Annotated in this window: 13 protein-coding genes; 8 read left to right on the forward strand and 5 right to left on the reverse strand. The window is 35.4% G+C overall.

Annotated features, from left to right (window positions below):
• The first annotated feature begins 154 nt into the window (after positions 1 to 154).
• Positions 155 to 1,360 carry a GGDEF domain-containing protein gene (locus G6534_RS01635; protein WP_059075249.1) on the forward strand — a complete coding sequence of 402 codons (1,206 nt, stop codon included), beginning with the start codon at positions 155 to 157 and terminating at the stop codon, positions 1,358 to 1,360.
• Positions 1,361 to 1,895: 535 nt separating this feature from the next.
• Here the strand turns inward: G6534_RS01635 and fba are convergent.
• Positions 1,896 to 2,765, reverse strand: coding sequence for a class II fructose-1,6-bisphosphate aldolase (gene fba / locus G6534_RS01640; protein ID WP_059075250.1), 870 nt, complete (start codon positions 2,763 to 2,765; stop codon positions 1,896 to 1,898).
• A 391-nt stretch (positions 2,766 to 3,156) separates the two neighbouring features.
• Here fba and wecB point away from each other — a divergent pair, with 391 nt between their 5' ends.
• Complete coding sequence (gene wecB, locus G6534_RS01645) at positions 3,157 to 4,299, forward strand: non-hydrolyzing UDP-N-acetylglucosamine 2-epimerase (protein WP_059075251.1); 1,143 nt, start codon at positions 3,157 to 3,159, stop codon at positions 4,297 to 4,299.
• 400 nt (positions 4,300 to 4,699) lie between these two features.
• Here wecB and G6534_RS01650 read toward each other — a convergent pair whose 3' ends face one another.
• Both G6534_RS01650 and G6534_RS01655 read right to left on the reverse strand, forming a co-directional pair.
• The gene (locus G6534_RS01650) at positions 4,700 to 5,161 is read right to left on the reverse strand and encodes a GtrA family protein (protein ID WP_059075166.1); all 462 of its coding nucleotides are present in this window, start codon (positions 5,159 to 5,161) and stop codon (positions 4,700 to 4,702) included.
• Between the two features lie 2 nt (positions 5,162 to 5,163).
• Positions 5,164 to 5,619 (reverse strand): flavodoxin, encoded by a 456-nt coding sequence (locus tag G6534_RS01655; protein WP_119318151.1) that lies wholly within the window; start codon positions 5,617 to 5,619, stop codon positions 5,164 to 5,166.
• Between the two features lie 130 nt (positions 5,620 to 5,749).
• On the opposite strand from G6534_RS01655, the gene map reads away from it, so the two are divergent.
• Genes map through galU form a run of 3 tightly spaced genes read left to right on the forward strand, consistent with a single transcriptional unit; the run spans position 5,750 to position 8,431 of the window.
• The gene (gene map / locus G6534_RS01660) at positions 5,750 to 6,544 is read left to right on the forward strand and encodes a type I methionyl aminopeptidase (RefSeq protein WP_057812912.1); all 795 of its coding nucleotides are present in this window, start codon (positions 5,750 to 5,752) and stop codon (positions 6,542 to 6,544) included.
• 13 nt (positions 6,545 to 6,557) lie between these two features.
• On the forward strand, positions 6,558 to 7,517 hold the full coding sequence (locus tag G6534_RS01665) for a YihY/virulence factor BrkB family protein (protein WP_238788908.1): 960 nt from the start codon (positions 6,558 to 6,560) through the stop codon (positions 7,515 to 7,517).
• Positions 7,517 to 8,431: a UTP--glucose-1-phosphate uridylyltransferase GalU gene (gene galU / locus G6534_RS01670; RefSeq protein WP_059075168.1), complete on the forward strand. Its 915-nt coding sequence runs from the start codon at positions 7,517 to 7,519 to the stop codon at positions 8,429 to 8,431. The genes G6534_RS01665 and galU overlap by 1 nt, the downstream gene beginning before the upstream one ends.
• Here galU and G6534_RS01675 read toward each other — a convergent pair whose 3' ends face one another.
• On the reverse strand, positions 8,432 to 8,716 hold the full coding sequence (locus G6534_RS01675; protein WP_059075169.1) for a hypothetical protein: 285 nt from the start codon (positions 8,714 to 8,716) through the stop codon (positions 8,432 to 8,434).
• 94 nt (positions 8,717 to 8,810) lie between these two features.
• Between G6534_RS01675 and G6534_RS01680 the strand changes: the two genes are divergently transcribed.
• The 3 genes from G6534_RS01680 to G6534_RS01690 are packed head-to-tail and all read left to right on the forward strand — an operon-like array spanning position 8,811 to position 12,356.
• On the forward strand, positions 8,811 to 9,974 hold the full coding sequence (locus G6534_RS01680) for a thiolase family protein (protein WP_059075170.1): 1,164 nt from the start codon (positions 8,811 to 8,813) through the stop codon (positions 9,972 to 9,974).
• A complete protein-coding gene (locus G6534_RS01685) occupies positions 9,961 to 11,202 on the forward strand; it encodes a hydroxymethylglutaryl-CoA reductase, degradative (RefSeq protein ID WP_182083071.1) in 1,242 nt (413 codons plus the stop codon). The genes G6534_RS01680 and G6534_RS01685 overlap by 14 nt, the downstream gene beginning before the upstream one ends.
• Positions 11,202 to 12,356 carry a hydroxymethylglutaryl-CoA synthase gene (locus tag G6534_RS01690; protein WP_182083072.1) on the forward strand — a complete coding sequence of 385 codons (1,155 nt, stop codon included), beginning with the start codon at positions 11,202 to 11,204 and terminating at the stop codon, positions 12,354 to 12,356. The genes G6534_RS01685 and G6534_RS01690 overlap by 1 nt, the downstream gene beginning before the upstream one ends.
• A gap of 1,154 nt (positions 12,357 to 13,510) precedes the next feature.
• Here G6534_RS01690 and G6534_RS01695 read toward each other — a convergent pair.
• A complete protein-coding gene (locus G6534_RS01695) occupies positions 13,511 to 14,299 on the reverse strand; it encodes an SLAP domain-containing protein (RefSeq protein WP_059075172.1) in 789 nt (262 codons plus the stop codon).
• Positions 14,300 to 14,475: the final 176 nt, after the last annotated feature.

Consider the following 14,475-nt stretch of genomic DNA (forward strand, 5'->3'; position numbering starts at 1 on the left):
TATTTAAAAATACAATTAGTAATTTTTATAGAAAAAAATTAAAATATAAATTCACTTTTTTGAATAGCTTTTTTTCTTGTCGAAATGTATATTAAAAAAGGCGTTTCGAATGCTAGAATTTTTGTAGTTAATAGAATACTTTGAGGGTGATCATATGGGTTTAGGTGAAATCATTCGGATTTGCTTGAGCACTAATGCCTTAGTTACCGGAATCGTGACGGTCGGGCTAATAACCATCATCACCTATATTGCACTTACTTTTGAAAAAGATATTGAATTATCTTCAGATTGGGCAAATAAATTAGTTTCTGGATTATCAGAAGTCATTTTGCTTTTTACAGCGAGTTTTGTCATTATTAAAGCTTTTGAAAGTCTAACAGTAGGTAGTCAAATCGAATTGGGCAGCTTGTTCATTAATGCAGAATTGACGTTGTTTTTTTATTTTATGTTTATTTTTAATAATCGATTGATAGTCGTGTTAAATATTGCCTTGCCTTTGTTGTATTACTTAGTTTCTGATTCTCAACAGCATCAGGAAATAGTATGGCCTTTATTTATTGGCGCTTATGTATTATTAGCAATCATTACCGAATATCTTTATAGTCACAAGGATGAATTATACATTTTTGATTATAAGTATATCCTTGGACAAGTTTTATTTGGAACTTGTTGGTGGTGCTTGTTATGGCTGAACTACCATTGGCCTTTAGCTAACATTATTGGAATGTTGATATTATTCGAAGTCTATATGTTTATAGCTCGGATTATTGAAATAAAAATGCAGAATTATTTTTATGCTTTTAATCGGTTGAAAAAGAAAGTCAATTACGATGCCTTAACGGGTGTCAGAAATCGTGGTAATTTAAATAAATTTTCAAAAGTAGTTTATGATGAGCATCGTAAAGATCTATGGAAACCTTTGACTGTCATTATTTTTGATATTGATGGCTTTAAAAGTTTCAACGATCGCTACGGGCACGATATAGGGGATCAAGTGCTTCGGTACGTATCGCATTTGGTTGAGAGAGAACTTCATCTAGATAATAATGGGGGTAAAATATTTCGCTATGGTGGAGAAGAATTTCTCATTATCATTGAAGGAATCAATGGTGCTGAAAGTGTTAAGTTAGTTAAATCTATCAATAAGACTTTGAAAAATGTTCCACTTTTTACACAGGATATGAGTTTGAGCATTACTTTATCCTTTGGTGTGACCACTTTAAGGTCTACAGATAAATCCTTCAGCGACGTTTTCAGACGAGCTGATCGTTATTTGTATCAATCTAAGAATAGTGGGCGGAATTCTTTTACTGTTGAAGGACAGACACAGTCGAATGAAGACAAACAAAAAAACCAGTAGGTGGGGTACCTGACTGGTTTTTTAGGTTGATCGATAGGAGCAAGAAATTAATTTACGTCATTGAATGATGGGGTATTCAATGAATCGGGGAGATTATTATGATCCGTTGTATTTTTGGGCAAATTTAAGAAATGAGTTTTTTTCTCCTATCGGCGTTGTAATTGGGAGTTACAACTTATCAACTGAATATCTAGAATAAGCATCTATGCATAGACAATTTATTCTATATGGGAGGCAAAAATAAACTTTGAAAAGCTTATTCTAGACTTGGCAAAGTATATATTTTAGCCCCTCCTTCCTCTATGTTAGCGCTTTCTCTCATTGGTACAAAGTCATTATAGCAAGTTTCTTTTTATTTCACAATTCAAAAGCTCATGACATGTAGATGGATTGATTGAAGAAAATACTTAAGTAATAGGTAGTTTAGAGGTTTTAAGCATAGTAAGAACTTTTTTAAAATATTGTTGGATATTTCACAAAGTTTCAAAGCATAAAAAAAGACGAAGATCGAAATCTTCGTCTTAATAAAAATTTATTACTTGATTGATGGTGTACCGAACCATTTGATACGTTCGATAGTTGTATCAGTAATAGCTTTTGTACCAGGTGCAAGCAACTTACGTGGGTCATAACCCTTAGCAGCAACATCCAAGTCTTTCTTGTCTTCGATGTATTCACGTGTAGCTTTAGCAAAGGCCAATTGTAATTCAGTATTAACGTTAACCTTTGAAATACCCATTGAGATAGCCTTAACGATTTGTTCCTTAGGGATACCTGAACCACCATGCAATACAAGTGGTGTTGAGATTTCAGCAGCTAATTCTTGTAGACGGTCAAAGCTTAGACCCTTCCAGTTGTCAGGGTAAACACCATGGATGTTACCAATACCAACAGCTAGGTAGTCAACGCCAGTAGCAGCAAGTGTCTTAGCTTCTTCAACATCAGCTAATTCACCAAGACCAGTAATACCATCTTCAGTACCACCGATTGAACCAACTTCAGCTTCAACAGACATACCCTTAGCGTGAGCTAATTTAACGATTTCCTTTGTCTTTTCAAGGTTTTCGTCGAATGGTAAGTCATGACCATCGAACATAACTGAGTTGTAACCAACTTCGATACATTCTTTGGCAGCTTCGTAGTTACCATGATCCAAGTGCATTACAACTGGAACTGTAATACCCATTGATTTGATTGTGTCTTGTACAAGGTGTAGACATAATTCGTAACCACCCATGTACTTAGCAGCACCCATTGATGTTTGAACCAAGATAGGTGTTTGTGTTTCTTGGGCAGCAGCTAAAATACCACGTGTCCATTCCAAGTCGTTGATGTTAAAAGCACCAACAGCATATTTGCCTTTACGGGCATTGTTGAAAATTTCGTTACCGTTTGTTAAAACCATCGATAATCCTCCAAAAATTCCATTCATTATTTGAATACATTAATAATTCTAACTCAAAAGAGATAAAATTCCTACAATTTTTAACAAACTATTTCAGTAAACGCTTACCGAAAATGAAAATAACAGTAAAAGGCTATCAGGTAAAGAATAATTAGAAAGATTAAAATATACCACCAATATTTTTTCCCTGCAGATTTAATAAGTGTATTGTAAATTGCGATGACAGCAAAAAATGCGACTAGGGTGGTGAGAATGCTTAAAATTATTAAAACTGGTAAATTTAACATGTTGGGATAACCGACCTTTTTTCAGAAAATAAGAGAAAACCTAACTACCTATATTAATACAGATATCTTTGATATACTGGAACTAATTTATTGAGGTGATAATTTTGAAGAAAATTAAAGTTATGACTGTTTTTGGTACAAGACCAGAAGCAATTAAAATGGCACCACTAGTTTTGAAATTAAAGCAAAATAGTGATCGTTTTGAAACTGTAACAGTTGTTACGGCACAACACCGTGAAATGCTCGACTCAGTTTTGGAAATTTTTAAAATCAAACCAGACTACGACTTGAACATTATGAAAGAACGCCAAACTCTAAGTGGAATCACAGGACTAGTTTTGAAGGAATTAGATAGCATTATCGAAAAAGAAACTCCTGATATTATTTTAGTTCATGGTGATACAACGACGACCTTCAGTGCAGCTCTTTCAGCATTTTACCACCAAACAGCTATTGGACACGTAGAAGCAGGATTGAGAACTTGGAATAAGTACTCACCATGGCCAGAAGAAATGAACCGTCAAATGACTGATGATTTGACTGACCTTTACTTTGCTCCAACAAATGAAAGTAAAGCTAACTTGTTGAAAGAAAATCATCATGGTGAAAATATCTTTGTAACTGGTAATACAGCTATCGATGCTTTGAGAAGCACTGTTCATAAAGATTATCATCACGATATTTTGGATGTCATCGATCCTGATAAGAAGATGATTTTGATTACTATGCACCGTCGTGAAAATCAAGGTGAGCCAATGAAGCAAGTCTTCAAAGCAATGAAGAAAGTTGTTGCTAAACACGATGACATTGAATTAGTTTATCCAGTGCACTTGAATCCAGTTGTTCAACAAACTGCCAAAGATATTTTAGGTGGCGTTGATCGAATTCATTTGATCGAACCACTAGACGTTGTCGATTTCCATAACTTAGCATCTAGAAGTTACTTTATCATGACTGATTCCGGTGGTGTTCAAGAAGAGGCACCTTCATTAGGAAAACCTGTTTTGGTATTGCGTGATACGACAGAACGTCCTGAAGGTGTAGAAGCCGGTACATTGAAGTTGGTCGGAACTGATGCCGATGTAGTTGAAAAAGAAATGACTAACTTGATTACTAATAAAGACGAGTATGATCGTATGGCTAATGCAAAGAATCCTTATGGTGATGGTAAAGCATCTGAAAGAATTCTCGATTCAATTAGTTATTACTTCAAACAAACTGATCAAAGACCAGACGAATTTAAATAGTAAAAAATAACTTTAGTAGAGTTACCATTAGATGTCGTCGTCCGTTCTGCTTTGTGGACGCTGGAACGTACTGAGCATCCACAAGGCTGCCACTACTGATTGAATAACGACATTTATTGTTTACTTCAGGTAAATTAAAAAGCATCAATTCAGATATAGTCGATTAACTATTTATCTGAATTGATGCTTATTTGTTTGGTCATAAAGATATAGAATCACTGTCTAGTCCGGAATGGCAAAGAAAATTGGCTCAGTAGTGAAGTTATTCTTAGCAACTTGTTGCTTAGAATAAGGTCGAGTTTTGAGATTTTGCGCACTTGGTTTATGCAAAAGCTCAAAATCGTGCCCACTACGTTCCAGCCAAATTTTCTTTGCTATGGAGGACGGAATATTGCACTATTTAAGCCTCATTGCGGCTTTTTCGTTTCTCTTTAAGATTTTTCAAGCGTTCAATCAAATGACGATTTTGATAATTGAAAATCAACTTTGAAGAGAAGTAATTGAATAACCCTACGATCAATTGGTCAACGGCTTTGACAATCAAATTGTTCCAAGGGAAAATCCAAACTGCTACGATCATGAAGACATCATCAAAAATCAACGAGAAAATTCTTGAAACTAAGAAGTAAAAGCCTTCTTTGATTAGCTTCTTAGGATTTTCGATTTCTGATTTAAAAACATACAACTTAGTTACGAAAAATGAAAAGAAGTTGGAAATAAACCAAGCAATAGTATTAGCTATCCACAGGGTAATGTGGAAATAGTTGTGTGATAGGTCAAAGATACCGATATTGATCAGTGATGCTAGAAAGCCAAAGAAGCAATACACCCAAAAATTACGATATTTTTTAATTAATTCCATGACTAAAGGTCCATTTCTTGAGCCTTTTTGTAAATTGACTCTGCAAAATGATCTAAATTATCAATGTCATCTTGTTCAGGGTCTAATTCGACTTTGACTGATTGAGCACCTCTAGTGGCTCCGACTTGTTCGAAGATTTTGCCAAATTCATCAACGGCACGACAGAAATCTTCGTAAAAAGTATCACCAGAACCACAGACACCATAAACTTTACCTGATAGATCAAGATCTTGCATATCATCATAGAAGTCTAAGGCTTCATCAGGGACGATACCTTGATCATAGGTATAACTCGCTACCACACAAATATCACTATCTTCGAAATCAGCTGCGTCGGTTTGAGAAACTTCACTCATGTCGACCTCGCAACCTAATTCTTCAAATTTTTCTGTTAAAACATATGCGATATCTTCATCATTACCAGTGATACTGGCAAATACGATTTTTACTTTTGTCATAATTAATTGTCGCCTCATTTATTTATATCTTGGGATATTATAGCAAATATTGAATTTGACAGCTATCCAATTAAAAAAACTACGACAATGTTATAATGAAAATAACATTTTTGAAGGGACATGTTAAAACGTGATTACATTAAAATCTGCAAGAGAAATCGAAGGAATGCAAAAATCTGGAGAATTGCTTGCTAACACACACATTGGTTTGCGCGATATTATCAAACCAGGAATTTCCTCAATGGAAATTGAAAATTTTGCAAATGACTATATCGAATCTCACGGTGGTCGTCCATCTGAAAAGGGATTTGAAGGTTATAAATATGCCACTTGCGTCTGTGTCAACGATGAAGTTGCTCATGGAATTCCTCGCAAGAATTTGATTCTAAAAAGTGGGGATGTTTTAAAAGTCGATATGACTGTCAATTTAAATGGCTATGAAAGTGATTCATGTTGGACTTATGCTGTAGGGGATATTTCAGCAGAAGACCAAAAGTTGATGGACGTAACTCACAAAGCTTTGTACTTAGGAATTGACCAAGCGGTCGTTGGTAACCGTTTAGGCGATATCGGTTATGCTATTCAACATTATGTTGAAGATGAAAACCACATGGGAGACGTTCGAGATTTGATTGGACATGGAATCCAACCTACAATGCACGAAGCTCCTAATGTTCCTCACTACGGAGAACCAGGTCAAGGTTTAAGGTTACGTGAAGGTATGACGATTACAATCGAACCAATGGTTAATTTAGGTACTTGGGAAATCAAAGATAAATTTGTCAAAGCCGATGGTTGGGAATATTTTGTTTCTGCCGATGGTACTGATTCTGCTCAATATGAACATACTATTGCTATTACCAAAGATGGTCCTAAGATTTTGACATCACAAGATCCAGAATACGATGCTAAATATTTACTATAATGTTGGTGAAATAATGGATGATAATAAACAGCAGGTGCCATTATTTAAACAATCGGTAAAAAAAAGAGAGAAATTTATCGGTTTCGTTAAATATGTTACCCAGGCAATGAGCGACTCGAATGTACCCATGGCTTCAAAGGCAATCACATATTATATCCTGTTGTCGTTATTTCCAGCAGTTATTATTGTTGGAAATTTGATTCCACTATTACGATTAGATAAACCAACCGTGATCAGCTACATTGAATTCATTTTGCCAGACGATCTTCATCACTATTTATTGCCGACAATCGTAAAGGTTTTGTCTAATTCTAATAGAGGTATCTTGTCAGTTGGTATTGTTGTGGCTCTTTGGGCTATTTCCCGAGGCTTGAATATTGTACAGATGACCATGAATGAAGCTTATGGTTTGGATGTAAATAGTTTATTTGTTGAAAAAACCTTCCTAAATTACATCATTCGTCGTGGGTTAGCTTTCTTTACGACCTTGATGTTGTTAATTGTTGGTGTGGCAGCAATCGTAACGTTTACATTTGGACAAGTTTTTTTGAACTGGCTAATTCCGTTGTTACACGTGAATTCGCGTTGGTTAGATGAATTTACACGATGGAAATGGCCGTTCGCTATTGTTATAATGATTTTGATCGTTTTTGCTTTATTTTATTTTTTACCTAATATTCGCCTCAAATTTTATTACATAATAACTGGTACCATCATTACTAGTATTGGCCTTTTAGGTTTGTCTCAATTGTTCTCATATTATTTGAAATACTTTGGGTCAGCCTGGGACAACTATGGTGCAATTGGTGCTATTATTGTGTTTTTGTTGTGGGTGAATATGTCAGTGACAATCTTTTTATTTGGAAATGCAATTAACGTTGCTTTCGCCGAGTCACTCGGTGGTCCATATTTAAGGAAAAGTACTGGTCGATTAACTAGTTATTTGCAGTCGCATGAAAAGGAGAATAATTAATGAAAGTCAGAAAAGCAATTATCCCAGCCGCAGGATTAGGAACAAGATTCCTACCAGCAACTAAGGCTTTGGCTAAGGAAATGTTACCAATCGTTGATAAGCCAACAATTCAATTTATCGTTGAAGAGGCTAAGGCTTCAGGGATTGAGGATATTTTAATTATTACTGGTAAAAACAAGCGTTCTATTGAAGATCACTTTGATTCTGTACCAGAATTGGAACAAAACCTTGAATCTAAGAATAAAACAGAATTATTGAAGGTAGTTCAAGATACAACTAACCTTGGTGTTAACTTGTATTACAGTCGTCAAGCTCATCCAAATGGTTTAGGTGATGCTGTTGCTCAAGCTAGATCATTTATCGCCGATGAACCTTTCGTGGTTATGTTAGGTGACGATTTGATGAAGGATAAGGTTCCTTTGACAAAACAATTAATTGAAGACTATGAAAAGACTCATGCTTCAACGATTGCCGTTATGAGAGTCCCAGAAAAGGATGTTTCAAAATACGGTGTTATTGATCCTGAAGGTGAAAATGAACCCGGTTTGTTCAACGTTAAGAAGTTCGTTGAAAAGCCAAAAATTGAAGATGCTCCAAGTAATTTAGCTATTATTGGTCGTTATTTGTTAACTCCAGAAATTTTCGATCTACTAGCAACTCAAAAACCAGGTGCTGGTAACGAAATTCAATTAACAGATGCTATTGACCGTATGAATAAAACTCAACGTGTCTTCGCCCATGAATTTAAGGGTGAAAGATTCGATGTCGGTAACAAGTTTGGTTACGTTAAGACTAATATCGAATATGGACTCACTCATCCCGAAGTTGAAGGTGAATTGAAGCCATACATTCTTAACCTTGCTAAGAAACTTCAAGCCGAAGAAAAAACTGCAACTAAGAAATCTTCAAAATAATTAACCGAGTAATAAACAGTCATTAGCAACTCTGAAACCAAAGAGTTGTTGATGGCTGTTTTTATTGTTGAAGAAAACAGGCATTTCATAGTATTCCTTTTTATTGAGGAGAACTAAGAATTCCCAATTTTTAAGGCCGTGCAAATTAGTAGCCGTCTTTAAAATCACTTCATCATCGATGATTTCAATGTCAACAACGGGTAAATTTTTATCCGCAGTTTCCACGAAGATTCGATTATTTTTTTTGAAATCATTTAACAATAAGATTAAATCAATAGTACGCATAAGAAATTTCCACCACTTTTATTTGTTTTTCTCGCTTAATTAAATTATTATTAAGGCTTAAGGATATTTTACCAAGTTTGAAGGGACATGAAATATGGATCCAATAGTAATTATAGACGCAAAGAGAACTGCCATCGGTAAATTCAGAGGTCAATTTGCTGATTTGACAGCAGTTCAATTAGGAACACAACTAGTTTCTAAGTTGTTAAAAAAGAATCATCTCGACCCCAAATTAGTTGATCAATTTATTTTTGGAAATGTTTATCAGACTGGTATGGGACAAAATACAGCCAGACAAATTGAATTAAATGCTGGCGGACGTGTTGATGCTACAGCCATGACAATCAATCAAGTTTGTGGCTCAGGGATGAAAGCCATTTATGAAGGAATTTCAGCTATTACAATGGGTAACGCTGATATTGTCGTCAGTGGTGGAGTTGAAAGCATGTCAAATGCTCCATTCTACGCACCAAGAACTGGCAAGATGGAAGTTTCCCCTAAATTGTCAGATGCTTTGTTCAACGATGGTTTGAATGATGCTTTCAGTCACTTGCCAATGGGTTTGACGGCTGAAAATGTCGCTAAAAAATTCCACATTACTAGAGAGCAACAAGATGAATTTGCTTTCCAATCACACCAAAAGGCTCATAAAGCAGAAGATAAATTAGCACGAGAAATTATTCCAATCGAAGTCAACGGCGAAGAAATCACTACGGATCAATCAATTCGTCCAACTACGACTTTGGAACAAATGGGCAATTTGAGAACAGTTTTCGATAAGAAGGGAACTGTTACAGCTGGCAATTCTTCACCAATCAATGATGGTGCAGCTGCTTTGATTTTGATGAGAGCTAGTCGTGCTAAAGAATTAGGTCTAGACTATGTAGCTCAAATCACTGGTTACACAGAAGTTGGAATTGACCCTAACTATATGGGCTATGCACCTTATTATGCAATCAAAAAGTATTTCAAGCGTTATCAAACTGACTTAGCTGATTACGACTTATTTGAAGTTAATGAAGCTTTTGCAGCTCAAGCAGTTGCTGTCGGTCGCGACTTAGAGATTCCAAATGATAAATTAAATATTTACGGAGGGGCAATTGCCTTAGGTCATCCACTTGGAGCAACCGGAACGAGAATGATTGCTACTTTGATCAACTCATTACAACAAGAAAATAAGACAACCGGTTTAGCATCACTTTGCATTGGTGGTGGCATGGGCATGGCTATGGGTGTCGAACTTAATGAAAATCTATGAGTTAACTCTTGAACAAAGAATTAAATACTTGCTTGAAAATGAGTATATTAATCAACGACAGGCTGATTCATTGCTGAAACGTCAAACTATTTCAAAAGATTTAGCTGATAGTTTGAGTGAAAACCAAATCGGCAGTTTTAGTTTGCCTTATGGTTTTGCCACTGACTTCTTAGTTAATGGCAAAGACTATATAGTACCGATGACGATTGAAGAACCATCAGTTGTGGCCGCGGCTTCAAATGGTGCTAAAAGAATCAAGAATAGCGGTGGTTTCAAAGCTTTCCCATCTAAACGTATCGTTTATGGCCAGATTGTTTTGGAAAAAATTACTGATGTTGATTTTGAACAATTAGAACAAAACAATTCAGAAATTTTTAGTTTCGCTCAAAATGCCCATCCAAGTTTACTTAAACGTGGTGGTGGCGTTGTGTCGTTGAAATTCAATCGCTATGACGAGTTTACTGAAATTGAATTAGGGATTGATACTGTTGATGCAATGGGTGCCAATATGGTCAACACAATTTTAGAAAAAACGGCTCACAAAATTGTTGAATTAACTAATGATGACGTTTTGTGTAGTATTTTGTCCAACAGTGGTCAAGGTCAGGTCATTACCGTTGAAGCAAGAGTTGATTTTGCTCAATTAGGGACGAAAAACATGGCTGGTGAGCAAGTTGCCAATAGAATCGTCCAATTATCCAACTTTGCTCAAAAGTCGATTAAACGTGCAATTACGCACAATAAAGGTATCATGAATGGAATCGATGCAGTCTTATTAGCTACAGGAAATGATTTCCGAGCTCAAGAGGCAGCTGCTCATAGTTTTGCTTTTGAATCAGGACAGTATCAGCCATTCAGCGAGTGGCACATTGAAGATAATCAATTGGTTGGAACTTTGAAGATGCCAATTGAACTAGGTAGCGTTGGTGGTGCTATTAGAGCGTTGCCAATGGCTCAATTAAGTTTAGCAATTATGAAAATTGAAAATAGTCAGGAATTGCAATCAGTTGTTGGTGCGGTTGGCTTGGCTAATAATTTATCAGCTATCAGAGCTTTAGTTACAACTGGTATTCAAGCTGGTCACATGGGGTTACAGAGTAAGTCCTTAGCAGTTTCTGCTGGAGCAATCGGTTCTGAAATTCACTTAGTTGCTGAAAAATTGAATCAAACTAAAGATTATACAATCAAGAATGCTGAAAATATTTTGAAAGAGTTGAGAGAAAAATAATGGATATAGGTATTGATAAAATAGGCTTTTATGTACCAAAGGATTATATTGATATTGTTGAATTAGCTAAGAGAAGAGACGTTGATCCTAATAAATTTACGATTGGAATCGGTCAAGATAAACAAGCTGTTCCATTGCCTCATCAAGACGCTGTAACAATGGCTGCTAGTTCAGCTGACAGTATTTTGACAGATGACGATAAGAAGAATTTAGGGATGATGATTGTCGGAACTGAAAGCAGTGTCGATGAATCTAAGTCAACTGCCGCCTTTTTGATGGATTTGTTAGATTTGCCAGAAGATATTCGTGCATATGAAATCAAGCAAGCTTGTTATGGAGCTACCGCTGGATTACAAACTGCTTATGATTTTGTCAGTTTAAATCCTGATAAAAAGGTTTTAGTCATCGCAACTGATATTGCCCGCTACGGTATCAAGACACCTGGAGAAGTCACTCAAGGTGCTGGATCAGTTGCTATGTTGATCAGCCAAAACCCACGAGTTTTGAAATTAAATCACGAATCAGTTTACATGACGAAGAATGTCGGTGATTTCTGGCGTCCAACATTCTCAAAGACAGCTTTTGCTAGAGGAAAATTCTCTAATGAAATTTACGTTAATTTCTTTGAAACTTTATGGACTAAATTCCAAAATAAATATTCTGTGACAGCAGATGACTTTTCTACGATGCTTTTCCACATCCCTTATACAAAGATGGGAACTAAAGCTTTGCGAACTCTAGAAGGGAAGGTTTCCGATGAGAAATATGCTGAATTGACAGACCACTATCAAAATAGTATTAAATTCAGTCGAGATGTTGGTAATCTTTATACAGGTTCACTTTATCTAGGCTTATTGTCATATTTAGTTAATGGTGCTCAAGCTGATGAAAACGTCTTGATGTTTAGCTACGGTTCAGGGGCCGTTGGTGAATTGTTCAGTGCCAAAATTCAACCAGATTTTGAACAAGTTATCAACAAGCAAGCTCTAGTAGATATGCTAAATAATCGTCAAAAAATCAGCATCGATGAGTACGAAAAAATTTATCAAATTGAATATAAAAATGACACAATCGTTGATCCAACAACTATTAGTGACAAATTCTATTTGAGTGAGATCAAAGAAAATGAACGTATTTATAAAAAGTTAAAATAAAATATTGTAAACGCTTTCTTAAGATGTTATATTAAAGACGTGGTAAAGATGAAGTGTCAAGAACTGTAGCCCTAAAAAGATTTTGATTCAGAAAATGTTATCGTTTTCCAGGAGATGGTAGGATTAGTCTAGAACAAATAAAAATTAAGGTAGTACAGTTCAACGGCATTTTAGGAACTAGCGAAAAAAGTTAACATAAGATCGACCTAATTAGTAGTAGTCGCGCAAGCTCAATACATAGTTTGCTAGGATCCTATAGTTGAACTAACATAAGTAGTACATATTCATATATAGTAAGATATGTTTCAGGTAGTAAGATTCATTTAACGTTGATGAAACTGCAGTAAATTTCATCTTACCACTTATATCTAACTAGGGACTTCCAACTCACGGAAGTCCTTTTTTATTGTCAAAAAAAATCCGTACTGTCTACAGCGTCAAAGTTGTAAACGGTTACGGAAGGTGCTATATTATAGATGTGGTAAAGATGAAGTGTCAGGAACTGTAGCCCTGAATGATTTTGATTAAGAAAGTTTTATCTCTGAAGTTTGGTAAGATTAGTACAAAGCAAATGAAAGTTAGAGTCAGTACAGTTCAACGACATTTTTGGGACTAGTGCCAAAAGTTAACATAAGATCGACCTAAAAAGTAGTCGCGCAAACTCAATACATGTTGCATTAGGATCCATTAGTTGAACAATATACATGTGTTAATAAAGTAAGATATGTTGCAAGTAGTAAGATTTAGAATTTAGATTCAATGTTTAAGTTTTAAAGTTGATGAAACTACAGTAAATTTCATCTTGCCACTTATATCTAACTGAGGACTCCCAGAGTGTGGGAGTTCTTTTTTTATGCTTAAATATACAAATCAGCAATCTCAAGCAATAATCATTGGTCAAAGCTAGAACTCGCCGTAAAATGTGGTAAATATTAAAAGAGGCGAGTAGCCATGAAAAAGCTATTACAATTGATCCTGGTTATCATTGATCTTTGCATAATGATTACTGCACCGTTAGTTATTGCAATAATTGCTTTTGTTATAGGGATGTTATTTCTATTCCACTATATTTTTGATTTTGAAGAAAAAACTGAACATACAAAAAAAGATTGAACCCCTCACAGATTCAATCTTTTTTATTTGTCTATTTAATTTTAGCCAATTACTTGAACAGTAACGTTTTGACGACCAAATTGTAATGCTTGTGAATTAGGCATTGCGATGTCTAATTGGTTAGGATTGCTGTAAGCGAATAGTCCTGTATCATTAACAACACGGTCATAAGTATTACCACTACCGTCAGTAATTCTTAAGTGTGTACCCTTAGGGAATTTTGAAAGGTTGGCAGCAACACCGCTGTAACCCATGTTTGAACCTAAAACAACAGGATCGTAAGCTGTGGCAGACATTGTCAAAGTTTGTTTAACGTTGTCGTTTGAAAGGTATTCACCATTGATCCAACGACTTTTACCAACATCATACCAAGTAGTACCGTTGGCATCAGTTTTGCTTTCGTAAACGTGGACTGTAGAGCCACCATTTACTGAGCCAACATAGTTACCATTTGGTGCATCATAGAGGTTTACACCACCATTATTCTTAACGTACATATCTTTGTCTAAAGAAACTGCTGGAGCTTCAGTAGATAGGTCAGTAGCTGCAACCCATGTGTTTGTGGCTACTTGGTAATATGTTACGCCATTAACGTTAGTAATTTTGTTTGTAATCCAAGCTGACTTGTTAGCTAGGCTACGACTTGTTGTGGACATTGTATCATTTGACAATGAGTAAAGTTGTGCCCCATTGTTATTTGTAATATATATAACACTACTAGTATCGATTGATGCAACTGCAGCATTAACAGTTTGTGTTTGTGTACTGATTCCCATTAATGCAAGTGTTGTAACTGTTAGTATGGATGCTGCAATTTTTTTGATCTTCATTATAAAATGATTCCCCCGAATTATAAAAACTTGTATTTGTTTTTATTAATTTTTCTCAACGGAAATAATCATATAACGTCTAGACCAAGAAATGTTGAATATAACCCAACTGTAAATTAGTTATAACTGAACTGTAAAAGGTACGTAATCGTATTGAAATACAAAATAGTCAAAAA

It is taken from the genome of Companilactobacillus pabuli, from assembly GCF_014058425.1.
GTDB classification, from domain to species: Bacteria; Bacillota; Bacilli; order Lactobacillales; family Lactobacillaceae; genus Companilactobacillus; species Companilactobacillus pabuli.

Bases quoted from the DNA above. Each gene is read 5' to 3' on its own strand.
- G6534_RS01635 (WP_059075249.1), top strand. From the start codon at position 155: ATGGGTTTAGGTGAAATCATTCGGATTTGCTTGAGCACTAATGCCTTA.
- G6534_RS01675 (WP_059075169.1), bottom strand. From the start codon at position 8,716: ATGCGTACTATTGATTTAATCTTATTGTTAAATGATTTCAAAAAAAAT.
- G6534_RS01695 (WP_059075172.1), bottom strand. From the start codon at position 14,299: ATGAAGATCAAAAAAATTGCAGCATCCATACTAACAGTTACAACACTT.
- G6534_RS01665 (WP_238788908.1), top strand. From the start codon at position 6,558: ATGGATGATAATAAACAGCAGGTGCCATTATTTAAACAATCGGTAAAA.
- G6534_RS01655 (WP_119318151.1), bottom strand. From the start codon at position 5,619: ATGACAAAAGTAAAAATCGTATTTGCCAGTATCACTGGTAATGATGAA.
- G6534_RS01690 (WP_182083072.1), top strand. From the start codon at position 11,202: ATGGATATAGGTATTGATAAAATAGGCTTTTATGTACCAAAGGATTAT.
- G6534_RS01685 (WP_182083071.1), top strand. From the start codon at position 9,961: ATGAAAATCTATGAGTTAACTCTTGAACAAAGAATTAAATACTTGCTT.
- galU (WP_059075168.1), top strand. From the start codon at position 7,517: ATGAAAGTCAGAAAAGCAATTATCCCAGCCGCAGGATTAGGAACAAGA.
- G6534_RS01680 (WP_059075170.1), top strand. From the start codon at position 8,811: ATGGATCCAATAGTAATTATAGACGCAAAGAGAACTGCCATCGGTAAA.
- fba (WP_059075250.1), bottom strand. From the start codon at position 2,765: ATGGTTTTAACAAACGGTAACGAAATTTTCAACAATGCCCGTAAAGGC.
- G6534_RS01650 (WP_059075166.1), bottom strand. From the start codon at position 5,161: ATGGAATTAATTAAAAAATATCGTAATTTTTGGGTGTATTGCTTCTTT.